This window comes from Sulfurovum iocasae, assembly GCF_047716765.1.
In the GTDB taxonomy this organism is placed as follows: domain Bacteria; phylum Campylobacterota; class Campylobacteria; order Campylobacterales; family Sulfurovaceae; genus Sulfurovum.
The window spans coordinates 2,825,376-2,851,511 of sequence record NZ_CP180410.1; the positions used below are offsets into that span (position 1 = coordinate 2,825,376).

Consider the following 26,136-nt stretch of genomic DNA (forward strand, 5'->3'; position numbering starts at 1 on the left):
ATGGATGCTAGCTAATAGATTTTAATACCAATTCATGACAATAAGTAGAATATATGCCTCTTTTTTTCTTTATCATATCCCTCTTTCTAGGATTCACGACTGCCTTTGCGGATGCAATCATTATCAATAAATCGATGCAGAGTCCAACAATCGCACAGTATTATGTAGAGCAAAAGAGCGTCCGTTTAGAGCTGGAGATAGGTTTAAAGGATGTTGACAAGTTTCTTGAGCTTTACCCCGAGTCATTACGAGCATTAAAAGGTCTTCCTCCCGAAGACTTCAATATACGTACCCAGCGTTATCTTCGTGAAAAAATGATGCTCATTGCTGATGGAAATGCACTTAATGGTTGTGTCACCGACATACGTCCTGGTACAAAACTACTGCGTGATCCTATTACTGGTGTTCCTCTTCCGTTGCAAAGTTCTAATGCACCTAATGTTCTGCATCTCAGCATTGAGTACCCCTTTGTGCATTCTAACCCTAAGGAACTTCTGATCAAAGTCATCGATAATCGTGCCACAATCGGATTTATCCTTTATCACATGGAACAAGCTGTGAATGATTTTCGTTACCTTGCCCATGAACAGACACTGATACTGAACTGGGAAGACCCCTTCTATTCAGCATTTTCAAGTAAGGCTCTTTCACGTCAATATCGTCACCCGATGTCGCTCTTTTTATATATAGAACCTTATGAAGTACGCAAAGAGTTTGTTCTGCGTCCTAAGGACTTGCAAGAGTGGACAGAGTTGGGACTTGAGGGCAAAGAGATCCTCACAGTGGCGGATCAAAAGGTGATTAAAACAAAAGTAGCAGCATTTTTAATGGATCGAGCCAAGGTGACCATTGACGGTAAAGAGGCTGTGCCACAACTTGACCGCATCCATTTTATTGAACGTACGCTCAAACGCAGCGGTGTTATCACACCGCCAAGAGATCTGCCGACAAGTACAGCGACTTTGGGTATCATCTACACCTATCCCGTTCCTTCACTGCCTCAAAAGGTATATGTGGATTGGGATCTATTCAGTGATAAGATCAACTATATCCCGGCAACGATAACAGATGAAGCGGGTCCTTTTTACCATTTTCTTGATCCCGATAACAGAAAATTGGTATGGACCAACTATCTTCGCTTTCCAAAAGACCATAGTATCAATACGGTGCATGTCACCCAAAGTACTATAGCTCTTCCTTGGATTGCACTGCTTCTGGGTACACTGTTTTTAGTACTGATAACACTCTATATCTTGCGAAAGAAGAAGATCTTGCTTATGTTGGCGATTATTTCTCTGCTTGCAGCGCTGCTCAGCTGGCCATTGGTAAAAATCAATATCTATTCACCGATAGAGGCTAAACTTGACAATAAAGATGCACGCTTGCTTCTGCATGAATTACTGAATAATGTTTACCGCTCTTTTGTCTTTAAAGAGGAAGGTGCGATCTATGATGCCCTCTCTAAAAGTGTGGATGGTGATCTCTTAAGTGATATCTACCTGCAGGTCAAACGTTCTTTAGAACTGAAAAACCAAGGCGGGGCAGAAGCGAGTGTCGATACCATTGAGATCAAAGATCTAAAACTCACAGAGTTAGACAATGGTTATGCACTTGACGGTTCATGGGATGTGAACGGGTCAGTTGGACACTGGGGTCATATACATCAGCGTGCAAACCATTATGATGCAGAATTTGTCATTGAGCCTGTGAACAAAGTATGGAAGATCAAAACGATGAAGGTTTACAATGAAGAGAGGATCAAATAGTCATGATCCTTATTAATGATCTTCACTTTTCTTATCCTGATGGTAACTTCAGCTTGGATATCTCTGCCTTGTCCATCAAGAAAGGAGAGAGCATTGCCATAACGGGACCCAGTGGTTCAGGCAAGACAACCTTACTCAATCTGATCTGCGGTGTCAGTCGCCCTCAAAGTGGTAATATCATCATTAATGGCACATCACTAAAACAACAAAATGAAAAGGCCTTGCGTCGATATCGTATTGCCCATATCGGTATGGTCTTTCAGTCTTTTGAGCTGCTTGAGTATCTGAATGTCTTAGATAATATTCTTCTGCCGTACCGCCTGGACAAGACACTTCACATTGAAAAAGAGACAGTAGAAAGGGCTAAAGAGATAGCCGGAACATTCGGTATGGAAGACAAACTTCAACGTTATCCTTCACAGCTTTCGCAAGGAGAACAACAACGTGTTGCCATCATGCGTGCTCTTATCACCGGAGCAAAACTCATTATTGCAGATGAACCGACAGATAACCTTGATCCAAAGAATACCGATCTTGTGGCTGATATGCTACTGGAGTTTGTCAAAAAAGAGGGAGCAACACTCATAACTGTCACGCATGATCATACCTTTGCCAAACGCTTTGACAGGGTCATTGATTTTACACAGTTGCTTAAAGGAGAGAAGGATGCGTGATCTTTCTTATCTACTGCTGCGCTACCTCTTGTTCTATCGTGCAAAAATCATCACGCTTTCTTTGTCACTAGCACTTGTAGCTGCCATCCCTTTGGGACTCAGCATCGTTTCGTCTATCACCAATGAACACCTGCAAGCACGTGCCCAATCCACACCACTGCTTTTAGGAGCACAGGGAAGCAAACTTGACCTAGTACTATCTGCCCTTTATTTTGCCGATCAAGAACTTCCCCTTATGACATACAGTGAGATCGAAACATTGCATGAAAGTACACTAACAAATGTCATTCCTATCTACCGTAAATATCATGTCAAGAGTTCACCTATTATCGGTACAACACTTGATTATTTCACCTTTAGAAATCTACAAGTGCAAGAGGGACGTCATTTTGTACGTATTGGTGAGTGTGTTCTCGGAAGCGATGCAGGAAAAAGACTTGGTGTCTCAGTCGGGGACACCATTATCTCCTCTCCGGATAATGTTTTTGATATAGCCGGAACCTACCCCTTGAAGATGGATGTGGTCGGTGTTTTAAAACCTAGTGCCACTGCAGATGACAATGCAGTCTTTAGCGATATTAAAACCTCCTGGATCATTGAAGGACTTGCACATGGTCATGATAAACTTGAAAACGATCCCAAAAGCATACTCAAACGTGAAGGCGAAACACTCATAGCCAATGCATCGTTGAGGCAATACAGCTATATTACGTCTGAAAATATGAATTCTTTTCATTTTCATGGTAAGCAATCTGCCTTTCCTGTCAATGCGGCGATCGTCTTACCTCATGACCATAAGTCAAAAACGATTTTGATGGGACGTTATATGAGTGACAACCCATTGCAAATGCTGATTGAACCCCATAAGGTCATTACGAGTCTTATCGATACCATTTTTGACATTAAAAATCTCGCTTTGGTTATTTTGCTGGTCATATTGGCAGCAACCTTTGCTATTGCTGTTCTGGTGTTTATACTCTCCATTCGTCTAAGACGTAATGAACTTCAAACGATCTTGAAGATCGGTGCTTCACCGTTTAGAGTGAAGATGCTGCTTTTTGGGGAGATTATTTCTGTGTTGCTGATTGCTTCCATCTTAGTCTCTATCTCAGCATTGGTCATGAATATGCTGGGCGATAAATTGATTTATCTCATACTTTAAAAGGATTCACTTGCTTAAAAAATTACTTTTTACATTCGTTCTCATTGTTATGATGAATGGATGCAACGAATCAAAACAACAGACACAAACAGAGGACAGAACATCAAAAGAGGTCTATGCAGTCAATTATCCGCTCTATTATTTTACACAACGTATGACCCCAAAGAGTGTACAGGTTATTTTTCCTGTACCCCACGATGTTGACCCTGCTTTTTGGCAACCCAATACAGAAGAGATACTCGGTTTTGCCCAGGCAGATTTGATCATTTTAAATGGTGCTGATTATGCCAAATGGCGTAGTACTGCATCTCTCCCCGAATCTAAATTGGTCAACACTTCCAAGGCTTTTGAAAAAGAGCTTATTCATATAGAAAGTGCAGACCACACTCATGGACCTGGTGGCGAACACTCTCATGCTGGCACCGCTTTTACAACATGGTTAGACATGCAACAGGCTATCAAGCAGGCCGAAGCCATCAAAAATGCATTGATCCTTATGGAACCTGAAGAAAAAGAGCATATAGAGCAATTGTATCTACAACTCAAGCATGAGCTGGAAGAACTCGACAAAGGCTTTAGAAATGCCGTCAGTGATTTTCAAAGACCCATTGTCGCTTCTCACCCTGTCTACCAATATTTCGCACGTGCTTACGGCCTCAACCTTAAATCACTGCTTTGGGAACCAGAGATGAAGATCGACAAAAAAGCGCAAGCTGAAATAAATGCGTTACTGGCAGTGCATCCTGCAAAAGTAATGATATGGGAAGGGAAACCAACAACAGAAAACTTGGAATATATTCGAAGCCTTGGACTTAAAAATATTGTGATCGAACCTTGTATGAACCAGCCTGAGCATGGAGACTTCATTACTCAAATGCAAGAGAATCTCAAAATACTTAAAAAAGCTTATTAGGTTATTAGACGGAAGATCGATCGTTTCGTATGTAATACTCAAAACCTTATAATTTAACATATTTTATAAGGTTATTCGCTGTAGCGACGTTTGCAGGCCATAAATCTGTACCCTCCCATAGAAAACCTTATAAAATGTGCTATATGGAAGATTTTATAAGGAATACTCATTCTACAAAAAATAGTTTTACGCTTATCTATTCCTTTAGAGGGTTAGACCCATTTTGGTATATCGGGGTCAATCTGGAGTATAACGCAAAGTTACACCACATAATCACACCACAAATACCCCACAAACCGTGGTGTTTTGTCATAATAATAAGATGAGTTACAAGATTATTTTAAGATATTGAGTGATACTATTAGGAGCCTTAGATGTCCTATATATGGGCTTTGTGAGGGTTTTTATAAGCATTTTAGAATGGTGCTCGATACAAGATTTGAACTTGTGACCACCTCCATGTCATGGAGGCACTCTACCGCTGAGTTAATCGAGCATTAAAGGCTGGAATTATAACCAACCGATACTTAAAGACTAGTCTTTACAGACCCATGCACTCTCTTTGCAAAGCCTATCAAGATGTGTTTTTGCTTCACTTTTTCCTGAATGAAGTGCTTTTTTAAAGTTTTCATATGCTTTCATTTTATTATGGACGATACTATCACCCCATGCATATATCACACCTACATTGACCTGGGCACTGCTGTCTCCCATCTGAGCTGCTTTGTTAAAGAGAGCAAAGGCTTTTTGCTGATCTTTTGTTACACCTTGACCTTCCATGTAGAGTACAGCAAGATTATTATATGCTTCCTTTACACCACCTCTTGCTGCTTTTTCATACCAATGATGTGCTTTTGTATACGCATGGGGGTCACTTTTATCTTTGTCATGAAGAAGTTTTGCAAGATTATATTGTGCGGATGCATTACCTTGCTTTGCTGCTTTTTCATACCACCGCATCGCTTCCAAAAGATCTGTTTTAAGACCTTTTCCATTGGCGTAGATCATCCCTACGTTATATTGGGCCTCTGCATCCCCTTCTTTTGCTAAAACATAAAAAGTATTGAGTGCCTGAATGTAGCTGCCTTTATTGTAGTCTTCTACTGCTTTGTCAAAATCATTTGACCATAAACTTACAGTTAAAAGAAGCAATACTATGCACTTTGTCATCTTATTCCTTGTTAAATAAATGTCTCCGCAACAAACGTCTTAGTCACTTTTCCGCCAAAACGATATACCCCTTCTTCATAACTCACATAGAGCTCATCACCGCTCTTAGGATGTACTTTTACCTGATCTGGTACTTTACCTTCTTTATGATTGCGTATAAAACATGCTACCATGCCTGTCCCGCAAGCCAGTGTCTCATCTTCAACACCACGCTCATAGGTACGAACATACATCGTGTCACCCTCTACTTTACAAATGTTAACATTCGCATTGTATTTCTCACGAAGTACCCTTGCATGTTCCAGATCAAAGGTATCAAGATTGTCACGCACAGCGACTAAATGTGGCACACCGGAGTCTATCAACCACCACTTCTCATCATATTCCTCTATATCATCACTTATAATGTCTGGTTCTACCATATCACTCACTACATAGAGTCCATTAACTGTCGCACGGATGACACCTGCCCCTGTCAAAAACTCTGAGGTGTTGTCTTTGGAGATACCTTTTTCATGTGCGAAGTGTGCTACACATCTAGAAGCATTCCCACACATATCTGCCTGGCTTCCGTCAGAGTTGTAAAACTCCCATTCAAAATCATACTCTTCATGTGGCAGTAAAACCACCAAGCCGTCTGCACCCACACCATTTTGTCTATGGCACAGTTTTCTGGCAAGTGCTGATCTGTCTGCTTTTTGTTTGGCTACAAACATGACAAAATCATTGCCATTGCCTGAATATTTAGTCACTGTCACTTGAAATCTCCTATTTATTTCTCATATCATACGAACAAAGTCCTTATACTATTCAATCACTAAAGCTTCGCCCTTGGCGAGAGGGAGACAGAAAGTCTCCCTTAATCTCTTCTTTCACTCTCTCACACTCCTGTTGAAGCTGCTCTAGATCACCGGTATTGTCTATGATATAGGTCGCTCTTTTTCGCTTCTCATCCACATCTATTTGCGTCTCTATTCGCTTACGTGCATCTTCCTCATTATACCCATCTCTTTGCATAAGTCTTTTTAACTGCTGCTCTTTTGTAGCATAGACAACAAGAGACCTCTCTATAGGATAACGCCCGCCTTCAAAAAAAAGAGGGATATCTATGATATAGGGCTTTTTGAATCTGTCTTGTTCTGAGGCTTGTCGTTCTATCTCATCATAGATCAAAGGGTGTAGCAGTACTTCAAGCACTTTACGCTTAGCAGGGTCTGTAAAAACGATATCCCCCAGCGCTTTTCTGTCTACTTTATTATTTTTTATCAAGTCAGCACCAAACAGTTGTGCAATTTTCTGATGTTGCTCATCCAGTATTTGATGGGCTATCTTATCGGCATCGATCATGACAAAGCCAAACGAAGTAAAAATTTTGGATACACTGCTCTTTCCTGTGGCAATACTTCCAGTAAGTACAACAGCATAGTCAAATGCCATTTGTTACCACTTCCTAAATGATTTCAACTGCATCTCATCATAGCCGTATACATCATTGCGAAACTGTAACTTTCCATCATAATCTACCCATGCAGTCAAATAAATAACATCCACCGGTACTTTTTCTGTAAGATTAAAATATTTTTTCTTTTTTCCCTTGAGTGTATTTTGTGCTTTTTCAAAATTTATATGACTGTTAAAGGTAGTGAAGGTTTGCAGCAGTTCTCTTGGTTTCTGTAAACGGATACACCCATGACTGAATGCTCTTTTATCTTTCTTAAAAAGATGTTTGGTCGGGGTATCATGCATATAGACCGAAAACTTGTTTGGGAATAAAAACTTCACTTTTCCCAAGGCATTATGGGTCCCCGGTGTCTGAGCAAAACGATATGGCATATGTTTACTGTAACGGTATTGACTCCAATCGATTGAGGCAGGGTTGACCTTCTCTGCGTCTCTACCCCATCCTGTATAAACTTCTATCCTTTGTTTTGACATCGCATTTGGATTACGCAGCAACTTAGGGATCATCTCTTTTTGGATAATACTTTTAGGCACATTCCAATGAGGGTTAAGGACAATATGCTCTACCATATCACTAAAAATAGGTGTAGGGTGTTTTGGCGTTCCGGTAATAACCCTCATCGTTTGTATCAATGCACCATCCTCTTCAAAATAGAGTTGGAAGTCCGGAATGTTAATGATAACATGTCTTTTTTCCTGTCTCTCATTCAGCCATTTAAGACGATCCAGGTTCAGACGAATGGTCGTAATACGCTCATCTACACTTATATTGATAACCCGCAGTGTTCCCGGACCTACAACACCATCTGTTTTAAGACCATTACGTGCCTGGAAATGCTTCACTGCTTTTTGCAAACAGGCATCATACACAAGATCTTCCTGACTCTCCTCACAAGGTATATAGTCTCCTGTCACAAGCAGTCTTTCTCGAAGAGCATCGACACCTTTCATATGTTTTCCCGGTTTAAGCTTTCTAGCGAGAAACACAGTTTCCCAGCCACCATTGTCCCGGATGGTCATATATTTTTTTAGCTTTTTTTGCAGTACTTTATAGTGATATGCCCGTGGCATAGCTGCTTGAAGTTGTTTTGTTAAACTTTGTCCGAGTGCAGCATTTTCAACCATACCGATAGGATCTGCATCTGGTCTATGCAGTACCCACTCCGTACTTACACCATTGACTATGAGGTTAGAGATCCTTGCCTGAAATGCACCCCAATTGATACTTCCGAAATACGTATAATCCGTATAGGCTTTATACAGTTGGGAGATCTTAAATTCAAGATTTATCTTTTCTGCAAGTGTTCCATCGTTCGTATATACATTTTGGGCTTCCTCTTCCAAGAGAAAAGAGTCTTTATAGAGTTGACCATTTTTATTGAGGGTTCCATCATTTTGTATCTGTATAAAAAGTTCTTTTGCAGAAGGAGAAAAAGAACTCTCATGCATCCAAACCGGCATAAAAAGCACGCGTGTATAAAGTTTTCTTAAAAAGCTATGCTTAGGTTGCCCCTGAAGTGAATTTAACATCATGTCTGAAGCATTTTCCTGGAATGCTAAGCTACCCGTTCTTGCCAGGGCACTCTCTCCAAACAAAATTACAGAGAAAAGTCCTAGCCCTATAAGTAAACGTAGTACTCTATTTTTTAATTTTATCATCTATTTTCATCCATAAAAATTTTTAGTTATAGTATATCAAAATAATTTACGAAAATAATATTTTATGCATTTTACATTGAATACATGCTAGAATCTCTCTATGCATTTTACATTTGGCTCACCCTACTTTCTGGTATTATTACTGCTTCTACCATGCTTTTTATGGTGCAAACAATATAGCAGGATCTACTACTTCCCTAAACTGGAGTGGATCAGAAGACAAAGCCCTTTACTAAGCTGGGAGCCATGGCTTAAGATGATACTCTTTACTCTCATGGTTTTTGCACTGGCAAAACCTTTTGTCTATGATGCTTCCAGCAACCAACACAAAAAAGGGAGAGACCTCATCTTGGCTATTGATGCGAGTGGTTCTATGGCACAGAGTGGCTTTGACGGAAAAGACAGATTTAAAAATAAGTATGAGACGACATTGGAACTCTCTTCGGCTTTTACGCAGAAACGTTTTGATGACAATATGGGGGTAGTTGTCTTTGGTACCTTTGCTTATACTGCTTCACCACTTACTTATGATCTTGAAGCACTGAGTTACTTGCTTGAAATGACAACAGTCGGTCTGGCCGGAGAGAGTACAGCCATCGGAGATGCACTTATGCAGTCCATGCGTACACTCTCTTACGGAGAAGCAAAGAACAAAGCCATCATCCTGCTTACTGACGGCTACCATAATGCCGGCAGAACTTCTCCCTCTGCTGCCGTAGCTAAAGCTAAAGCCCTGGGTATCAAGATCTATACCATAGGCATAGGAAAAAAATCTGACTATGATGTAGCACTGCTGGAGACCATCGCGAAAGAGAGTGGCGCAAAGAATTATGCAGCCTCTTCGGCAGCTGAACTTGCAAAAATCTATGGAGAGATAGATGCACTTGAACCAAGCCCCATACGAAGTGAAAATTACCTGAATCAAAAGCTACTTATTCTTTTCCCTTTAAGCATTGTGTTTGTACTTCTCCTGCTCTGGGTACTCTACCCAAAGAGAGAGATACTTATGGGAGGCAAAGTATGAGTATACTCTACCCTGGTTTTTTATGGTTACTTATCCCTCTGTCACTGCTTTTTTGGACTAGAGAAAAAAAGATGATCGAAACCGGCCATCTCATCATTTTAATGCTGCTTGTTTTGGTACTGAGTCGTCCCGTCATTAAACAGGGGATAGAAGAGAGTCCCATAGAGGCAAAAGAGTTTATCATCGCACTGGATGTCTCATACTCCATGAAAGCAAAAGATATCAAACCTGACCGTTATGTGTTTGCCAAAGAAACTGCCAATGCGCTTTTGGCTTCCAATCCGACAGATAACATCATGCTCATTGCCTTTACAAGTAACCCTCTGCTTCTCTCTCCTCCCACTACAGACCACAGGCTTATCTCCATAGCACTGGAGAGTCTCAACCTGGAATACATACTCACCAAAGGTACTTCCCTGGAGAAACTCTTTAAGAAAGTTGCCTCTATGAAAAGTGAGCAGAAGAACCTCATACTCATCACAGATGGAGGAGAAGAAACTGATGCAGAGAAATTAAGCAGTATCATACAGAATGCCAACATCTCTTTAACCATCCTGGCTTTAGGCAGCAGGCAAGGTACCACCATAGAAAACGCTGACGGGTCATTGCTCAAAGACAAGGAACATCACCTTATCATTTCACGTATCAATCCTCTTTTAGAGACATTGGCTTCCCAAGCAGGAGGTACCTATATGACTGCCTCTTCTACCCCTGAATCAACTGCTCAAGCACTCTACGATGCACTTGAGATGGATGATCAAAAGGGAGAACTCATCACTAAGAAGCAACATCGATACAGAGAACTCTATCAGATACCTTTACTCTTTGCTCTGTTACTCTTTTTAATGCTGCACACACGTGCTGTCAAGTTCCTTCTTGTTGCCTTTTCTTTGTTGGGGATACAGGCTGAAGCCTCTGTTTTTGACAACTACTATCTTGACAAAGCCTATCAGTCGTATCAGAACAAAGAGTTTAATACCACAAAAGCATATCTTGGTAAACTGGACACACCCTCTTTACAAAGCCGATTTGCTCTGGCCAATACGTATTACAGACAAGGTGCCTATAAAAAAGCCTTAAAAAACTACCTCTCCATTCGTTCTACCTCAGCCCAGATCAAACAGAAGCTCTACTACAACATCGCAAACTGTTATGCAAAACAAGAGATGTATGAGAAAGCCAAGATGTACTATACTAAGGCTTTACAATTGGGTAATGACAAAGATGCTAAAGCGAACCTGGCACTGGTAGCGCTTTTGGCAGATAAAAAAAGTGCCGAGTTGGGCATCGCTCACCCTAAATCACAAAGTAGTGACAGTTCCAAAAGTGAACATCAAGAGGGGGAAGAAGAGACAAGAGATGAAGATCAGCCTAGCTCCGGGAGTGGTGATGGTGGAGAAAAGAGTAATAGCAAAGAACAGGAAAAGAGCAGACTTACCCTTGATCCAAAACAAGAGAAGCAGCCTCTCAGTTCTAAAGTCTATGAACTCATAAACAAAGGATATATACATGAAAAACAGCCTTGGTAAAATACTTCTTGTTTTGTTGTGTACCCTTTGGCTTAGTGCGGAAGACTTCAAACATCACTTTACACTGAGTAACACATCTCCTTATGTCAAAGAAGCTGTTATCATGACACTTGACCTGAACCAAACAAACAGAGACAAAGTCCTCTTTTTTCATTTTGTACTTAAAAAAAGCCCTGATTATGAATTTCATCGTCTTAACGTTAAGGAGACAGAGGTACATCATACCGCACAGGTGCACTATGAGTATCTTATCTACCCTCTTCGATCAGGGGAGATACAACTTCATTTTGACCTTATACAAAAAGCTACCACAGAAGAAAATCTTGCTTACAGCTTTTCAGGGGACAGAGATAATGTCAAAGGATTAACCACAGTTGATACACAGATCGACCTGCCTCCATTAACACTTAAGGCAAAAGCACTTCCTAAAGGTACTTCTCTGGTTGGGGATTTCAGCCTGACACACAGTCTCAAAACAAACAAAGCCAAAGCCTATGAGCCTCTGCCTTTTCAAGTGACCATCACAGGTTCCGGCTATCCGCCACTTTTAAAGGATCTATTTCCTGAAAATATCAACTTCACCCTTTTTAAAGAGAAGCCCATAGTCAATGCTGTCAACAATTCCCAGGGGACAAGAAGCACTGTTATCTACCCTATGGCACTTTCTCACTCTAAAAGTTTTGATCTGGGACCTATAGTGCTCAAGGCATTTGACCCTAAAACCCAAAAAAGTTACAAACTGAGAGTAGCGGAACAACATTTTGACATTCGCAAAGTAGATGTCAAGAGCTTGGTTGACAAAATAGACAGTCCCAAACCTTTAGAGAGTGACTGGTCCTGGCTTACTACCATACTTATGACCTTATTCTCTTACCTTGTGGTTTTTGGCGCAGGGTACTTGACAGCTATCAGCTTAAAATGGAAGAAAAAGAGCACAGAACAAACATCTCATCCGCTCAAAAAGAAGATAGAAGCCTGTAAAGATGAGAAAGCACTGCTGCAACTGCTTATGGCAGCAGACTCTAAACAGTTTGCTTTAAGCATTGAAAAGCTGGAGAAGGGTTTATATAGAAATGGTAAAATCAATTTTAACAAAGTTAAACAAGAAGCACTGGAGAAGATAACATGAATACAAGAATTAAAATTCAGTATAGGGAGGCACTAAATGCCGACTCATAAAAAGATAACACAACTCAAACAGGAACTAAGCAAAGCGGTCATCGGACAAGAGACGATGATAGAAGGTCTGCTCATAGGTCTGCTTTGCGATGGACATATCTTGGTAGAAGGTGTTCCCGGATTGGCTAAGACCACTACTATCAATGCTTTCTCCAAAGCACTTGGACTGGACTTCAAACGTATTCAGTTCACTCCTGACCTCTTACCTTCAGACATTATTGGTGCACAGATCTACAACCCGCAAGACCACTCTTTCAGCATCAAAAAAGGTCCTCTCTTTACCCACCTTCTCCTTGCCGATGAGATCAACCGTGCTCCTGCCAAAGTACAGTCTGCTCTGCTTGAAGTGATGCAGGAGAGACAGGTCACCATCGCAGAAGAGACCTTTAAACTCGAATCTCCTTTTTTGGTCATGGCAACACAGAACCCCATAGAACAGGAGGGTGTGTATGCACTGCCTGAAGCACAGCTGGACAGGTTTATGATGAAGATCGTTGTAGAGCACAACTCTGAAGAAGAAGAGCTTGAGATCATGCGTAAGGGAGCCAGTAAAAGTTTTGCAGAGGTGCAAAAGGTACTCAGCATAGAAGAACTGCATACCTTACAGAAAGAACTGGAGAAAATACACATAGACAAAGAGTTGGAGCAGTACATCGTACATCTCATCTCTGCTACGAGAGACCCTGCAAAATTTAAACTATCTTCTATTACAGAAAGTATCATGTTCGGAGCAAGTCCGAGAGCTTCCATAGACCTCTACAAAGCAGCCAAAGCCAAAGCCTTTTTGAGGGGTAATAATTTTGTTACCCCTGCTGATATAGGCTATGTGGTTCATGATGTACTTCGTCATCGGATCGTGCTTTCTTATGAGGCTCGGGCTAAGGGTGTGAGTACGGATGAGATCATCTCTACTATTGTTGAGACTTTGCCTATTCCATAGGTTCATTAATTATGAAAGTTTACAAATTATATTCCAATCATATATTGCTCTCAGTTTTGAGTTTACTCTCTACTTTTTTAGAAAAAGTAGACAAAAAACGTCGCTACTCTCGAATCGCTTCACTTTCAAAGTCGTTCGCAGCGACATCTTTTTTTATTAATAAGGGCATTGCAGAGCAATGCAAACCAACGCTCATCGCTCATCGCTCATCATGCATCACTAAAGAAGGGGTTACACAGTGACCTCTTCTTTCAAAGCCCTCCAACTCAAAGCCCGTCATCAAGTTTATACTTTACTCTCTGGTCATAACCTTTCCAAACTTCACGGAGAGGGCTATGACTTTTCAGAGTTGCGAGAGTACCAGATGGGTGATGACATCCGAAAGATAAACTGGACCATCACGGCAAAACTGGGAAAACCCTATATAAAGGAGTTACATGCCAATCGTGAGCTCTCAGTTGTTGTAGCTGCTTTAATGGACGGAAGCCTCTATTTTGGCTCAGGAAATGCTAAACAAACCAAGCTTACAGAAGTTGCTACCATTTTGGGCTATGCAGCGCAGCAAAACGCTGACTTGTTCACAGGTATAAGTTACGAACAAGATCAAACCAATACCACAGCACCCACAAAACAACTCTATCACATAGAGCAGTTTTCTAAAACACTTTTTGAAGCTTCTTTACTCAGTACAAAAGTAGACTACAATACCTCCATACAAGACCTCTTCAAAAGGGTATACAAACCCTCACTAATATTTGTCATAGGTGATTTTTTGGAAGAGATAGATCTGTCACTCCTTGCACAGAAGCATGAAGTCATAGCCATTATTATCAGAGATAGAGGGGAAGAATCACCCAAGAAGCTTGGGGAGGTGACACTTAGCAGTCCACAAAGTAATGCTAAGATAGATACCTATTTTGGAAAGAGAAGTATAGAGAAGTATCTCGCAAAACTACAAAAAAATGATGCAAAACTTATAGAGCATTTTTCCCGTTATGATATTCGGTATGTGAAAGTTTTTACGGATGATGAGGTGGTTGGGAAATTAGTTAGCTTATTTTCGTAGGGTGCGTTTACAATCTGCCTACACGGCTTCGCTTTGCTCCGCACCCAAGGGCATTTCCTCCCGTTGGTCAGGGCACCGTTTTGGTTCTGAAGCTAAAAACGACAAGCAATTGTCGTTTTCTTAACGCTTCTCATACAAACAACAAAAATGCAAACACTACAAATAAGATCACATGCAAGAAACCTTCAAGGACATTCGTTTCTCCGTCATTGAAGTTTACGATGCTCACAAGCAAGGTCAATCCCAGCATCACACCCTGTACCGGAGTAATAGCAAGATCTAAACCCATATCCATATAACGTGTCACAAGGATCACAGCCGGTATCGTTAAAAGAATGGTTGCTAAAGAAGCACCCAACGCAATATTTATGACGGTTTGCATACGGTTATCTACTGCGGCACGTACGGCAGTGATGAGCTCTGGAGCAGCTGAAATAACGGCTACACCTACAGCCCCTATAGTTAATGGTAACCCGTATGTTTGCAAGGTATTACTCATAAAGATAGCCAATATTTCAGAAAGTACACCAATGGCAATGATCGCCACGACAAGGTTGATACTGTGATACCATCCGTTAATATCGTGATGTTCGCACTCTTCATCTACTTTGCATGCTTCATCTTCAGTATTGTACTCAAAAAAGTACTTATGAGATGTCACTTGTATTCGTGTAAACGTAATGTAAAGCAAGATGAACATAACAACATTAAACATCATATACATATCTATATGTGCAGCATCAATAAAGTGTGGTACGACCATGGCGATACCTATAGCAACAAGCAACATGGAGAGGTAAGAGTTTGACGAATCTACATTGTAAGGCTGCTCTCCGTACTTGATACCACCTATAATAGCAGCTAGTCCCAAAAGGGCATTAATATCCAACATAATGGCAGCATAGATAGTATCACGGGCCAAAACAGGGTTATGCTCATGCAGCATCATAATGACAATGATGACGATCTCCACAACAACTGCAGAGATCGTTAAGATAAGTGTCCCGTAAGGCTCTCCAAACTTTTCTGCAAGCATCTCTGCATGGTGTGCCACAGACATGGCAGCATAGATGATAACTGCAAACAAAACACCAAATCCTATGAGATTTCCTACTGTTGTCTGTACCAAAGTATGTTCAAAATGGCTGATAATAAAATAGGTGATAATGGCGACAAAAAGACTGTACTCTTTTGAAAAATCTTTAAGTAATTGCATTAAACCAAGAGATCCTTATATTTTTTGTTTGCATTGAGTTTAAGTTTCCCCTCCTCCTTCATCAAACGTGCATCTCCCTTTTTATACGCTTTTTTCAAACTTTTCAATACTTTTTCTTGATGTTTCTCTTTCGTGACACCCTGTTGTTTAAAAAACTTTTTAATCCCTATCCAACGTTCTTCTTCTACCTCAACACTATCCTCTTCTGTGACCACTTCGATAGCCTCTTGCGGTTTTTTCTGTTCAAGTCTATGTACATACAATGTACGCATTTCATGAAACGCTTCTTTAAGCAGATCGATCTCACTTCTGAGTGTAGTCGATATCTGTTTGTTGCTCTTTTTAAGATCTTTAACCGTACCCTTTAGTACAGCAATCGTTTCATCTTTAGCTTCAAGTAGTGCTTTATAATCTTTTTGATCTCTTTGAAGATTTTGTGTAGAGGCAGATACTGTTTGAGAAGTTGTAGGTTTTTGTTTTGGTTCTGATGTAGACTTTGGAGTGTCATTCGGTGTTGCATTGTCAACCACAATGTAAAGTTTACCCTCTACACTTTTAGCTGCAAGTATGCCTCTTTTTATTTTTGCATAGACTGCTTGTCTCGAGATACCAAGTTCTTTGGCATACTCTGCCGGCTTCATCAACTTTTCCATTCCTACCCCTGTTTACAATTTTGTAAATCATAGCATAAGTTTTATGAAAGGTTTACACTTGTTTGGTTCTGTAGCGTGGGCATACGCTTCGATAAATGCCCACGCTACAAAAAATAACTATTTCTGCGTTCCACTTAAAACAGGTACAAATAGACACTGCTCAATAGTTTCTGAAGTGATACGTCCATTTCTTTTATAGTAACGGGTAATAATATGATAATCTTTGCTCTGCTCTATTGGAGCAATGAGTATGCCTCCCTCAGCGAGTTGTTCAAAAAGCACTTCAGGAACCTCTTTTGCTGTAGCCGAAAACAGGATACGTTCAAAAGGAGCATACTGTTTCCAGCCTCTCTGTCCATCATCAAAACGGGTAAAGATATTGTGCATTTCATGCTTGGAAAAACGCCCTTTAGCCTCTTTAAGAAGCTCATCGATACGCTCTATGGTAAAGACACGACGACAGACCCTACTCAAAATAGCTGCCTGATAGCCGCTTCCACAGCCGATTTCAAGTACAGAATCAACACCATCAAGCTCTAAATGTTGTGTCATTTTTGCTACAGTCAAGGGTGAAGATATCCACTGGCTTGCAGCCAAAGGAAGTGCCTCAAGCTGATATGCAAGGTGCTTAAATTCATTGGGTACGAATATCTCTCGGTCTACAGCCAAAAATGCTTCTTTTACGTGAGCATCCAGTGTAAAGTGTTTATCAATTTCTGCGACAAGGTTTTGTCGCTGTCTCGCTTTTATCATACGCCCTCTTCCCCAAAAGTTCTAAATATTAGGGGGATTTTATCTAAAATGTGATTAATCCATCACGATATAACGACGCATCTTCTTGATTTCTCTAAAATCTACTACACCTTCTACAACCTCTTTTTTATCATCCATGACAACATTGCCAGTGGGGGCAATGATCGCGGATGAACTTGCCATATCTGCATCAGAGCTGTTTGAGAGGAGTACATAACACTGATTCATAACCGCCAATGCACGAGAAAGTATCTCCAGGTGTCCTTTACGAAGTAATCCCCATCTTGCTGGTATAAGCACTACGTCTACACCCTCTATCTGCTTCCATAAGTCTTTAAATCTTAACTCAAAGCAGATAAGCAACGCATACGTAACACCCTCTATCTCAAAAGGCTTTATCTTTTTTTCTTTTCCTGCTGTAAGATAGATATCTTCATCCCCTAACTTAAAAAGTTTAACCTTATCTTGTTTATGCATGACTTTGTGTTTGTGTATTACTACTGCCTGATTGACAAATTCATCTCCATCTTCAAGTATAAGTGTTATGACGACTATCTGCTCATCTACTACCTGCTTAAGGGTCTTGAGTGCTTTGGCTGAAAACTTTGCAGCAGTACTTAAGTGTTCATAATCATAGGCGGTAAGATAGACTTCCGGTGCGATGATGATATCTTTATCTTGATAGGTATGAAGATAGCTAAGCAAGGTATCCAGATTTGCCTGGTAGCGTTTGGCGGAAGGAAGTTGCAGTGCAACAACTTCCATATTTTTAGGTATTTTTATCATATCTCCTCCTTTAGAGGGGCTCATTAGTAATGACTCCTAAAAGTCATCAAGATCAAGACTTCCTTTTGAGTAATTCGTTACATTCCCCTCAAAAAAGTTTGTCTTTTGGTCATTGAATTGAGAGAAGTTCTCTACCCATTTAATAGGATGTTCCACATTATAAAGTTTTTCAAGTCCTACCGCATGCAGTCTCTTATCGGCAAGATGCTGAATGTACTGTTCAATGATCTCATCTGTAAGTCCCAGTATCTGACCTTGAGTAATGTATGCACCCCACTCAGACTCCAGTTTTACAGCATCTCTGAACATTTGATAGACGTCATCTATAAGCTCTTTGGTGAAGAGTTCCGGTCTCTCTTTCTTTGTCGCATTGATCATATTTTGAAAAAGTAAAAGGTGTGTCACTTCATCTCTTTGGATGAACCTGATCATCTGTGCCGTTCCAAGCATTTTATCGGAGCGTGCGAGTGTATACATATAAGCAAACCCGCTATAGAAATAGATACCTTCCAGGATCTGATTGGCAAACATTGCTTTAACAATATTGGTGTCTGTTGGGTTTTCAGAAAGCTCATCATACACTTTTGCGATAGCATCATTTTTGGACTTTAACTTCATATCTTTACGCCAAAGCTCATAGATCTCTTCTGAATTTGTAGAGATACTGTCTACCATTACAGCATAACTTTGAGAATGCAATGCCTCTTCAAAAGCCTGTCTTACCAAAATAAGATTGACTTCCGGTGAAGTGATGAACGGGTTGAGGTTATCGATGATGTTATTGGTTTGGAGTGAATCCATAAAGATGAGCTGTGCAAGTACTTTATCGTACGCTGATTTTTCTGCATCTGTTAAATGTTTATAGTCATTGATATCTCTTGTCATATCAACTTCTTTTGGGAACCATGTGTTGTTAAGCATCATCTCCCAAAGGTTATAGGCCCATTGGTATTTGATATCATTCAATTCAAATATCCCTGTTGGGTCTCCTCCAAATATCCTTCGTTCACTGGTCTTTTCTTGTGATTCTGGATTATATATCTTTTTACGTTGCATATGTATACCTTGATAAATTTATTCTTATTTATTTTAAAACATTATACACATTTTGGCTTTTTTTTAGCTAGACTTGGGCTATGAAAACTTTAGAAGAAGACAAACTCGAACAGCTACTACAAATTATTCAAGACAAACCTGGGCAACGCATCGTACATTTCTCCGATGGTTCTCATATACTTACTAAACACTTAAGTGAATTTTGCAAAACACATGAAAGCGATTACTACTTAAACTGTACCAAAGATGCTTTTTATGATAAGTCTATCACCAAATATGCTGATCAGACGCATATCAAAATTTCAAAATTCAATCTAAGTCGTCCCAGATACAAAATACAATCTATAGAATTTGATTATCTTATTGCAACACTGGATTTTACCCAAGAAGATAAAACAACATTTTTAGAAAAGTGTTACCCTATCATTAGAACTGGAGGTAATATTATTATTTTCATCCCAAACAGTGGTTATGCCCAACGGGATGAATGGAGAGATATTCTTACAGAACAATACTATGTTTCAACCAATATCATAGATGACCTCTTTGAACATTATGATGTCATAATTTCAAAACGTATGCATGGCTGGGGCGATAAATAGTTAGGTTATTAATGGCAGCTTTTCTGATAAATATTTACAGGAGTTTGTACCCAACAAGGGAATATGAGCATAAAATAAAATGAAAAGCTACCTAGAAGGCCATCCCATCATAAGATGGGGCAGAGCACCTTAACAAGGGGGAGGGAGGAGATGCTCTACAACCTTCACAAGAGAAGTATAGCTTTCGTATGTGGACTATTTGTGTAGTGTTACAAAGATCTATAAATAAGAACAACAATAATCAGTAATTGTTTTCACATTCACTTGAAATTTACTATCCGCAGGCACATCAAAAGACTCTCCGCCCTTAATGCTTACCCATCTGTCACTCCCGGGAAGTTTTACATCCAACTCACCTGAAGTGATCTCCATAAGTTCAGCTGCAGCTGTCCCGAACTCATATTCACCCGGTAACATAAATCCTAAGGTTTTTTTACTTCCATCTGCAAAATTCACCGTACGGCTTGTCACTGCACCATCAAAATAGCTGTTACCTTCTAATTCAACACTTACATTTTCAAAATTTTCCATTTTATACCTTTTTTTGGGGAAATTATATCAAAACAACATTACACAGCAATTCTACAGTACATGAATATACTCAATTTATATTCTAAATAAGAGGAATAACCCATGGAAAAAGAAGGTTCATACTATGCACAAGTAGCCATCATTGGCGGTGGTATCTCCGGTACGGCACTGCTTTTTATGCTCTCCAGATATACAAACATCGAATCTGTCACTCTTTTTGAGAAATATAACAAACCTGCAACACTGAACTCTTCTGCTAAAGCAAACTCTCAAACCCTGCATATCGGCGATATCGAGACAAATTATGACCTTGAAAAAGCAAAAAAAGTCTCTGCCTCTTCTTCTATGGTCGCAAACTTCATTAACCATTTTAACTATGAAGATACGATCGGTTTTAGAAAGACCAAAATGGTTTTGGCTGTAGGGGGAGAAGAGATTACTCGACTCAAAGAACGGCATAAAACCTTTCAATCCCTTTTTCCTTATCTTGAACTTTGGGATGAAAAAGAGCTTGAAGAGATAGAACCTCTACTGACAAAAGGAAGAAAAGAGCCCATTATGGCACTGGGAGTAAAAGACAAGATCACCACTATTGATTTTGAAAAGTTAAGTCAAACATTTATAGACCTCTCCCAAGAAGAGACTTGCAGTGTTGATCTTAACTTTGGTACGGAAGTGACAGAGATCACCAAGAAGTGGGATAAATTTGTCATTCATACCGATAGAGGTGAGTTTATGAGTGACGTGGTGGTGGTAAATGCCGGTGCACACTCTCTGCTCATCGCACATGAAATGGGCTATGGAGCTGACTATGCCATGCTGCCTATAGGAGGGAGTTTCTACTTTGCCAAAAAGCAGCTGCTTAATGCAAAAGTCTATACGATGCAAAATCCAAAACTTCCTTTTGCAGCCGTACATGGTGACCCGGACCTTACTGCCGACTGGAAAACACGTTTTGGTCCTACTGCGTTTGCCATGCTGTCATTAGAGCGTTACCACCATGTAGAGATACTCAATCTTTTTGATCTTCTCAGTCTTGACAGATCTGTTTTGGGTGTCTACTATGATCTGATGAAAGATGAAGAGATTCGTAACTACATCATACGTAACTTTGCCCATGAACTCCCGGGTATAGGAAATGAATTCTTCATCGAAGAGGCACAAAAGCTCATCCCCTCTTTACACAGTGATGACATAGAATATGCCGAGGGATACGGGGGCATGCGTCCCCAAATCATTGATAAAAAAGCCAAAACGCTACTTTTAGGAGAAGCAAAAATAGATACCGGCAAAGGAATCATCTTCAACATGACCCCTTCACCTGGCGCCTCCAGCTGTTTGGGAAATGCCTTTGAAGATGCAAAGATCCTTTGTGACTTTTTAGGTGTGGATCTACTCAAAAGAAAAATAAAAAAGGAGTTATGTGATGAAAAAGAATACTGTTACATTAATAGACAATAGCGTTGGGAAACGATACGAATACAACATTTTAGACAGCACAAGAGGTCCTTCTGTCCTAGACATACGAAGTTTTTTTGCAGATACAGGTATGTTTACCTATGATCCTGGCTTTACATCAACTGCGAGTTGTACCTCAAGTATTACTTTTATCGATGGAGCGAAAGGAGAGTTGCGATACCAAGGCATTCCCATAGAAGAGTTGGCCAATAACCATAGCTATATGGAAACATGTTACCTTATTCTCAATGAACATCTTCCCTCAGCAGAAGAACTGAACGACTTCGATCTGGAGATAAGACACCGTGCATTTTTACATGAAGGCTTACGACATCTTTTTAACGCATTTCCAGACAATGCCCACCCTATGGCAACCCTCTCTGCGGCTGTCACCGCACTTTCCACTTTTTACAATGACCATTTGGAGATGGATAAAGAGGAGGAGTACCAGGAGATGGCACGACGAATTATCTCAAAGATCCCTACACTCGCGGCATTCGCACACAGGCACTCTTTGGGTATACCATTCATTCAACCCGATATCGACCTTGGTTTCACAAAAAACTTTTTAACCATGATGCGTGCCTATCCCGGAGGAAAGATGCATCTCTGTGCAAGCGGACATGAAGAGATAAAAGATGTTGAGGTGCGTGCTTTAGATACCATCTTCACTCTGCATGCAGACCATGAACAAAATGCATCTACCACAGTAGTAAGAGGAGTTGCCTCTACAGGAGCACATCCTTATGTTGCTATCGCCTCAGGTATCTCTGCACTATGGGGACGAGCCCATGGCGGGGCCAACGAATCTGTCATCGCCCAACTTGAGTTTATAGGATCTGTTGATAATGTAGAAGCCTTCATAGAAAGAGCCAAAGACCCCAATGATGACTTTAAACTCATGGGCTTCGGTCACAGGGTCTATAAAAATTTCGATCCTCGTGCAAAGATTTTAAAAAAACTACAAGATGAACTCAAAGAAGAACTCAACCTGGATTCACACCTCATGGAAATAGCAGGCAAGATAGAAGAGATAGCATTGAATGACGAATATTTCATTTCAAGAAATCTCTACCCGAATATAGATTTTTACACTGGCATCATCTTAACTGCACTCAAAATCCCAAAAACGATGTTCACTCCTATTTTTGTTATAGGAAGAACTGTCGGATGGATAAGCCAATGGATAGAATTTAAAAAAGATAAAACTTCGAAAATTGCTAGACCGAGACAACAGTATATTGGTGCATGATAATAGTTATCATTTTATCGTTAAAATAGCCTCTTTTTAGGGGCTAAAATAAGCGTTTTTATTTTATTTTCCATATCCGAGGTTAAAAAAAGGTTTAAAATGGCTTATTTTGTGTGCTAGATAAGTTATTTTTGATTTTACCTATTATCCATAGATTATCGTAGGGTGTGTTTGCTAACACACCATGAATTTGCATGAAATTGTGTTTTTTATATTTCCACGTATATTATTTGTGGCGTTGTTGTTCTTTTCATTTTTTTAGAAAAAACGAAACAAAAAATCGTCGTGGCTCTCGAATCGCTTCACTTTCAAGGTCGTTCGCCACGACACTGTTTTTTAATATAGCTAGGCTATCGCCAATTTCCAAATTTTATTATCACTAAATTTTTCTTTGTCCCTCTACTTTACATATAAGGATAATCCATTTACTCCATAACATTTAAAATAATAGACATATCCAATTTCCAGCGTTAGCAGTTTGCATTTTTATCTATGCGTGGAACGTGCTTTTTTTGGGTTCGTTTTATTCTTTTGTTGCATCAACAAAGAAAAAAAGGAATGAAAGGAAAAGGTAAAAAAGTTTGTGATGAAAAAATATTGAAGTATGCATTACCACGGAAACCGTGGTAACAAGAATTAAATTATTGGCATCCCACACATTCTTGTGAACGATCTTCCACATCACCAGAACTCTCAGGCGACTGACTTCTTAAATAGTAAGTAGACTTCAACCCAAACTTCCAAGCATTCATATAGATCTCATTCAAATATTTACCACTCGCTTTATCAAGCGTAATAAAGATATTTAATGATTGACCTTGGTCTAACCACTTCTGACGAATAGCGCCTGCTTTGATAAGTAAGTTTTGGTCCAGGTCATACGCGGGTGTATAGTACTGCCAAGTATCTGCAGAAAGTTTAGGTGCAACTACAGGGATGAGTCCTGAAAGGTTCTCTTCAAACCATTTTCTTTTATACACAGGCTCGATAGCTTGTGTCGTTCCTGTCAAGATAGATATAGAAGATGTAGGAGCGATAGCCATCAAATACCCATTTCTCATACCATCAGTTTTCACTTTTTCTTTCAAAGCTTGCCAATCATGGCTATAACCGAAGAGTCCACCTCTGTCAACCAGTTTACAGGCATTTTCATTGGCTTTGTCAATAGGGAAGATACCTTTAGACCAGTCAGATCCTTCATAAGTAGGATACTGCCCTTTCTCCAACGCCAAGTCACTTGAAGAACGGATAGCATAATAAGAGAGAGACTCCATCACTTCATCTACTTTAGTAAAGTGTTCATGGCTTCCCCACTCTATCTTATTTTCTGCAAGCATTTGTGCTTCACCCATCACCCCAAGACCGATGGATCTTGACTTCTCATTTGTCTTCTTCACTTTTGCAAGAGGGTAGAAGTTAAGGTCTATGACATTGTCAAGCATACGAACAGCTGTAGGTACAACACGTGCCAGATCTTCCTGTGTATGTATTTTTGACAAGTTGACAGATGCAAGGTTACATACTGCCGTATCTCCATCTGTTTTCTCTTTGTCCACGATCCAGATCTGTTTACCATTTAAACTGTCGAGTGCTGTCACTTTTTTGGCTGGTTTAGTCATACCGTTATCAACTGTAAGCATCGCATTTTCATCATAGGCTTCTACAGAACCATCTTCAAATGTAAACTGTGTTCTGTATGTATTCGGTCCTGTGTTTTGGAAGATCTCCGTACAAAGGTTTGAACTTCGGATGATACCGGCATGCTTGTTAGGGTTTGATCTGTTTGCTGAGTCTTTAAACGTAAGGAATGGGTTTCCTGTTTCAAAATAAGATCTAAGGATCTCTTTCCAAAGTCCCTTAGCAGAGATCACTTCTCTGGTAATATTATCATCAGAATGTTCAAGCTCTATGTAACGCTTCTCAAACTCTTCACCATAAAGCTCTGTCAGTTCCGTCACTTCAAAAGGGTCAAAAAGTGTCCAGGTACTATCCTCTTCTACTCTTTGCATAAAGAGGTCATTGAGCCACATAGCAGGGAAAAGGTCATGTGCTCTACGACGCTCTTCACCAGAGTTTTTCTTTAAGTCAAGGAAGTCTCTTACATCTACATGCCAAGGTTCTATATAAACGGCTATAGCCCCTTTACGTGTTCCTAGCTGGTCAACAGCGATAGCAACATCGTTAGCTATCTTAAGGAAAGGTACGATACCACCAGCTGCATGTTTATGTCCATCAATATATGAACCCATACCACGAACCAGTGACCAGTCCCAACCGATACCACCACCAAATTTAGAGAGCAGCGCCATCTCTTTGTAACCATCAAAGATACCTTCAATGTTATCTGGTGTAGAACCGATGTAACATGAACTTAGTTGGTGTCTAGGTGTTCTCGCATTTGAGAGTGTCGGTGTGGCTGCCATCACTTCAAATTTACTCAAAATGTCATAAAACTTTTTCGCCCAAGTTTGACAATCAAACTCGTTTTGTGCCAAGAACATCGCCACACCCATAAAAAGCTGTTGAGGCAATTCGATAGGAACACCATTACGGTCTTTCAACAAATATCTATCATAAAGTGTACGGATCCCAAGGTAATTAAACTGTAGATCACGCTCTGGTTTGATATAGTCATTGAGATCATCAAGGTCATACTTCTCTTTGAGTCCAAGTACGATACGCCCCTCTTTCTCTCCACGTTCAAAATGGTCACGAAGGTGGTTATATCCTGTAAAGCTTGTTACCTTGTGATAGATATCATAGAGGAAGAGCCGGGAAGCTACAAAGGTCCAGTTAGGTCTGTCAATATCGATTTTGTCAACTGCTGTCTTTATAAGTGTTACTTGTATCTCTTCGGAGCTGATCATGTCTCGAAACTGGAGCTTTGCATCGACTTCTAATTCACTCTGGCTCACGTTGTCTAAGCCCTCTACAGCTGCTGCCGTATATTTCTGAATTTTGGATACATCCAAGGTCTCTACTCTTCCATTTCGTTTAACAACTCTGATCATCTTCTCTCCCAAGTTTTACTTCATTTGATAAAAAATACCTCTATTGCGAGGCAAAAATATTAAATGATTTTACAGGAATTATGCTTGAAGATTTGTTAATTACTGTATCATTTTTAGACAATATTTTTATAAGAAAATGTGATAGTTTCTGAAGTACCGATGGAGTGGGATAGTATGAGAATAAAAAGTTTTAACTCCAAAACCAAAATTGGTTTAGAGTGTATTAACTTGTGCTGAAGATTTCAAAGATGTACGTTGGTACAGCGTGAAATATC

23 protein-coding genes and 1 tRNA gene are annotated in these 26,136 nt (G+C 40.0%); 12 read left to right on the top strand and 12 right to left on the bottom strand.

Annotated elements, in window-relative coordinates; genetic code table 11:
* Nucleotides 1-134 precede the first annotated feature (134 nt).
* The 4 genes from ACLHDG_RS14065 to ACLHDG_RS14080 are packed head-to-tail and all read left to right on the top strand — an operon-like array spanning nt 135 to nt 4,515.
* Nucleotides 135-1,766: a hypothetical protein gene (locus ACLHDG_RS14065; protein WP_415405603.1), complete on the top strand. Its 1,632-nt coding sequence runs from the start codon at nt 135-137 to the stop codon at nt 1,764-1,766.
* Nucleotides 1,767-1,768: 2 nt separating this feature from the next.
* On the top strand, nt 1,769-2,440 hold the full coding sequence (locus ACLHDG_RS14070; protein ID WP_415405605.1) for an ABC transporter ATP-binding protein: 672 nt from the start codon (nt 1,769-1,771) through the stop codon (nt 2,438-2,440).
* The gene (locus ACLHDG_RS14075; protein WP_415406871.1) at nt 2,433-3,602 is read left to right on the top strand and encodes an ABC transporter permease; all 1,170 of its coding nucleotides are present in this window, start codon (nt 2,433-2,435) and stop codon (nt 3,600-3,602) included. The genes ACLHDG_RS14070 and ACLHDG_RS14075 overlap by 8 nt, the downstream gene beginning before the upstream one ends.
* Before the next feature lie 10 nt (nt 3,603-3,612).
* Nucleotides 3,613-4,515: a metal ABC transporter substrate-binding protein gene (locus tag ACLHDG_RS14080; protein ID WP_415406872.1), complete on the top strand. Its 903-nt coding sequence runs from the start codon at nt 3,613-3,615 to the stop codon at nt 4,513-4,515.
* 421 nt (nt 4,516-4,936) lie between these two features.
* On the opposite strand, the gene ACLHDG_RS14085 is transcribed toward ACLHDG_RS14080, so the two are convergent.
* The 5 genes from ACLHDG_RS14085 to ACLHDG_RS14105 all read right to left on the bottom strand — a co-directional run bounded on the left by ACLHDG_RS14085 (nt 4,937) and on the right by ACLHDG_RS14105 (nt 8,805).
* Nucleotides 4,937-5,011 (bottom strand) — tRNA-Val (locus ACLHDG_RS14085).
* Nucleotides 5,012-5,049: 38 nt separating this feature from the next.
* Nucleotides 5,050-5,685 (bottom strand): tetratricopeptide repeat protein, encoded by a 636-nt coding sequence (locus tag ACLHDG_RS14090; RefSeq protein ID WP_415406873.1) that lies wholly within the window; start codon nt 5,683-5,685, stop codon nt 5,050-5,052.
* Between the two features lie 11 nt (nt 5,686-5,696).
* The gene (gene dapF / locus ACLHDG_RS14095) at nt 5,697-6,443 is read right to left on the bottom strand and encodes a diaminopimelate epimerase (RefSeq protein ID WP_415406874.1); all 747 of its coding nucleotides are present in this window, start codon (nt 6,441-6,443) and stop codon (nt 5,697-5,699) included.
* A gap of 52 nt (nt 6,444-6,495) precedes the next feature.
* Nucleotides 6,496-7,122: a dephospho-CoA kinase gene (gene coaE / locus ACLHDG_RS14100; protein WP_415406875.1), complete on the bottom strand. Its 627-nt coding sequence runs from the start codon at nt 7,120-7,122 to the stop codon at nt 6,496-6,498.
* Between the two features lie 3 nt (nt 7,123-7,125).
* Nucleotides 7,126-8,805 carry a L,D-transpeptidase family protein gene (locus tag ACLHDG_RS14105; protein ID WP_415406876.1) on the bottom strand — a complete coding sequence of 560 codons (1,680 nt, stop codon included), beginning with the start codon at nt 8,803-8,805 and terminating at the stop codon, nt 7,126-7,128.
* Nucleotides 8,806-8,905: 100 nt separating this feature from the next.
* Here ACLHDG_RS14105 and ACLHDG_RS14110 point away from each other — a divergent pair, with 100 nt between their 5' ends.
* The 5 genes from ACLHDG_RS14110 (at nt 8,906) to ACLHDG_RS14130 (ending at nt 14,543) form a co-directional block, all read left to right on the top strand.
* The gene (locus tag ACLHDG_RS14110) at nt 8,906-9,829 is read left to right on the top strand and encodes a vWA domain-containing protein (protein WP_415406877.1); all 924 of its coding nucleotides are present in this window, start codon (nt 8,906-8,908) and stop codon (nt 9,827-9,829) included.
* Nucleotides 9,826-11,358: a VWA domain-containing protein gene (locus ACLHDG_RS14115; RefSeq protein WP_415406878.1), complete on the top strand. Its 1,533-nt coding sequence runs from the start codon at nt 9,826-9,828 to the stop codon at nt 11,356-11,358. Before ACLHDG_RS14110 ends, ACLHDG_RS14115 begins: the two co-directional genes overlap by 4 nt.
* Entirely contained in the window at nt 11,339-12,487 is a 1,149-nt protein-coding gene (locus ACLHDG_RS14120) for a hypothetical protein (RefSeq protein WP_415406879.1), read from the top strand. The genes ACLHDG_RS14115 and ACLHDG_RS14120 overlap by 20 nt, the downstream gene beginning before the upstream one ends.
* 36 nt (nt 12,488-12,523) lie before the next feature.
* Nucleotides 12,524-13,477, top strand: coding sequence for an AAA family ATPase (locus ACLHDG_RS14125; RefSeq protein ID WP_415406880.1), 954 nt, complete (start codon nt 12,524-12,526; stop codon nt 13,475-13,477).
* A 238-nt stretch (nt 13,478-13,715) separates the two neighbouring features.
* Nucleotides 13,716-14,543 (top strand): DUF58 domain-containing protein, encoded by an 828-nt coding sequence (locus ACLHDG_RS14130; RefSeq protein ID WP_415406881.1) that lies wholly within the window; start codon nt 13,716-13,718, stop codon nt 14,541-14,543.
* Nucleotides 14,544-14,673: 130 nt separating this feature from the next.
* Here ACLHDG_RS14130 and ACLHDG_RS14135 read toward each other — a convergent pair whose 3' ends face one another.
* The 5 genes from ACLHDG_RS14135 to ACLHDG_RS14155 all read right to left on the bottom strand — a co-directional run bounded on the left by ACLHDG_RS14135 (nt 14,674) and on the right by ACLHDG_RS14155 (nt 19,007).
* Entirely contained in the window at nt 14,674-15,759 is a 1,086-nt protein-coding gene (locus tag ACLHDG_RS14135; protein ID WP_415406882.1) for a calcium:proton antiporter, read from the bottom strand.
* Nucleotides 15,759-16,412 (bottom strand): DUF3972 domain-containing protein, encoded by a 654-nt coding sequence (locus tag ACLHDG_RS14140; RefSeq protein ID WP_415406883.1) that lies wholly within the window; start codon nt 16,410-16,412, stop codon nt 15,759-15,761. The genes ACLHDG_RS14135 and ACLHDG_RS14140 overlap by 1 nt, the downstream gene beginning before the upstream one ends.
* A 117-nt stretch (nt 16,413-16,529) precedes the next feature.
* The gene (locus ACLHDG_RS14145) at nt 16,530-17,165 is read right to left on the bottom strand and encodes a protein-L-isoaspartate(D-aspartate) O-methyltransferase (RefSeq protein ID WP_415406884.1); all 636 of its coding nucleotides are present in this window, start codon (nt 17,163-17,165) and stop codon (nt 16,530-16,532) included.
* A gap of 54 nt (nt 17,166-17,219) precedes the next feature.
* Entirely contained in the window at nt 17,220-17,951 is a 732-nt protein-coding gene (locus ACLHDG_RS14150; RefSeq protein WP_415406885.1) for a carbon-nitrogen hydrolase family protein, read from the bottom strand.
* A 36-nt stretch (nt 17,952-17,987) separates the two neighbouring features.
* A complete protein-coding gene (locus ACLHDG_RS14155) occupies nt 17,988-19,007 on the bottom strand; it encodes a ribonucleotide-diphosphate reductase subunit beta (RefSeq protein WP_415406886.1) in 1,020 nt (339 codons plus the stop codon).
* An 80-nt stretch (nt 19,008-19,087) separates the two neighbouring features.
* On the opposite strand from ACLHDG_RS14155, the gene ACLHDG_RS14160 reads away from it, so the two are divergent.
* Complete coding sequence (locus ACLHDG_RS14160; RefSeq protein ID WP_415406887.1) at nt 19,088-19,609, top strand: hypothetical protein; 522 nt, start codon at nt 19,088-19,090, stop codon at nt 19,607-19,609.
* 219 nt (nt 19,610-19,828) lie between these two features.
* On the opposite strand, the gene ACLHDG_RS14165 is transcribed toward ACLHDG_RS14160, so the two are convergent.
* Entirely contained in the window at nt 19,829-20,140 is a 312-nt protein-coding gene (locus ACLHDG_RS14165; protein ID WP_415406888.1) for a pyrimidine/purine nucleoside phosphorylase, read from the bottom strand.
* 102 nt (nt 20,141-20,242) lie between these two features.
* On the opposite strand from ACLHDG_RS14165, the gene ACLHDG_RS14170 reads away from it, so the two are divergent.
* Together ACLHDG_RS14170 and ACLHDG_RS14175 are read left to right on the top strand one after the other, a co-directional pair.
* Complete coding sequence (locus tag ACLHDG_RS14170) at nt 20,243-21,601, top strand: FAD-dependent oxidoreductase (protein ID WP_415406889.1); 1,359 nt, start codon at nt 20,243-20,245, stop codon at nt 21,599-21,601.
* Complete coding sequence (locus tag ACLHDG_RS14175; protein WP_415406890.1) at nt 21,567-22,850, top strand: citrate synthase; 1,284 nt, start codon at nt 21,567-21,569, stop codon at nt 22,848-22,850. The genes ACLHDG_RS14170 and ACLHDG_RS14175 overlap by 35 nt, the downstream gene beginning before the upstream one ends.
* Before the next feature lie 641 nt (nt 22,851-23,491).
* Here the strand turns inward: ACLHDG_RS14175 and ACLHDG_RS14180 are convergent.
* The gene (locus ACLHDG_RS14180; protein WP_415406891.1) at nt 23,492-25,861 is read right to left on the bottom strand and encodes a ribonucleoside-diphosphate reductase subunit alpha; all 2,370 of its coding nucleotides are present in this window, start codon (nt 25,859-25,861) and stop codon (nt 23,492-23,494) included.
* Nucleotides 25,862-26,136 lie beyond the last annotated feature (275 nt).

Bases quoted from the DNA above. Each gene is read 5' to 3' on its own strand.
- ACLHDG_RS14065 (WP_415405603.1), top strand. From the start codon at position 135: ATGCAGAGTCCAACAATCGCACAGTATTATGTAGAGCAAAAGAGCGTC.
- ACLHDG_RS14070 (WP_415405605.1), top strand. From the start codon at position 1,769: ATGATCCTTATTAATGATCTTCACTTTTCTTATCCTGATGGTAACTTC.
- ACLHDG_RS14075 (WP_415406871.1), top strand. From the start codon at position 2,433: ATGCGTGATCTTTCTTATCTACTGCTGCGCTACCTCTTGTTCTATCGT.
- ACLHDG_RS14090 (WP_415406873.1), bottom strand. From the start codon at position 5,685: ATGACAAAGTGCATAGTATTGCTTCTTTTAACTGTAAGTTTATGGTCA.
- coaE (WP_415406875.1), bottom strand. From the start codon at position 7,122: ATGGCATTTGACTATGCTGTTGTACTTACTGGAAGTATTGCCACAGGA.
- ACLHDG_RS14105 (WP_415406876.1), bottom strand. From the start codon at position 8,805: ATGATAAAATTAAAAAATAGAGTACTACGTTTACTTATAGGGCTAGGA.
- ACLHDG_RS14110 (WP_415406877.1), top strand. From the start codon at position 8,906: ATGCATTTTACATTTGGCTCACCCTACTTTCTGGTATTATTACTGCTT.
- ACLHDG_RS14115 (WP_415406878.1), top strand. From the start codon at position 9,826: ATGAGTATACTCTACCCTGGTTTTTTATGGTTACTTATCCCTCTGTCA.
- ACLHDG_RS14120 (WP_415406879.1), top strand. From the start codon at position 11,339: ATGAAAAACAGCCTTGGTAAAATACTTCTTGTTTTGTTGTGTACCCTT.
- ACLHDG_RS14125 (WP_415406880.1), top strand. From the start codon at position 12,524: ATGCCGACTCATAAAAAGATAACACAACTCAAACAGGAACTAAGCAAA.
- ACLHDG_RS14135 (WP_415406882.1), bottom strand. From the start codon at position 15,759: ATGCAATTACTTAAAGATTTTTCAAAAGAGTACAGTCTTTTTGTCGCC.
- ACLHDG_RS14140 (WP_415406883.1), bottom strand. From the start codon at position 16,412: ATGGAAAAGTTGATGAAGCCGGCAGAGTATGCCAAAGAACTTGGTATC.
- ACLHDG_RS14145 (WP_415406884.1), bottom strand. From the start codon at position 17,165: ATGATAAAAGCGAGACAGCGACAAAACCTTGTCGCAGAAATTGATAAA.
- ACLHDG_RS14150 (WP_415406885.1), bottom strand. From the start codon at position 17,951: ATGATAAAAATACCTAAAAATATGGAAGTTGTTGCACTGCAACTTCCT.
- ACLHDG_RS14155 (WP_415406886.1), bottom strand. From the start codon at position 19,007: ATGCAACGTAAAAAGATATATAATCCAGAATCACAAGAAAAGACCAGT.
- ACLHDG_RS14160 (WP_415406887.1), top strand. From the start codon at position 19,088: ATGAAAACTTTAGAAGAAGACAAACTCGAACAGCTACTACAAATTATT.
- ACLHDG_RS14165 (WP_415406888.1), bottom strand. From the start codon at position 20,140: ATGGAAAATTTTGAAAATGTAAGTGTTGAATTAGAAGGTAACAGCTAT.
- ACLHDG_RS14170 (WP_415406889.1), top strand. From the start codon at position 20,243: ATGGAAAAAGAAGGTTCATACTATGCACAAGTAGCCATCATTGGCGGT.
- ACLHDG_RS14175 (WP_415406890.1), top strand. From the start codon at position 21,567: ATGAAAAAGAATACTGTTACATTAATAGACAATAGCGTTGGGAAACGA.
- ACLHDG_RS14180 (WP_415406891.1), bottom strand. From the start codon at position 25,861: ATGATCAGAGTTGTTAAACGAAATGGAAGAGTAGAGACCTTGGATGTA.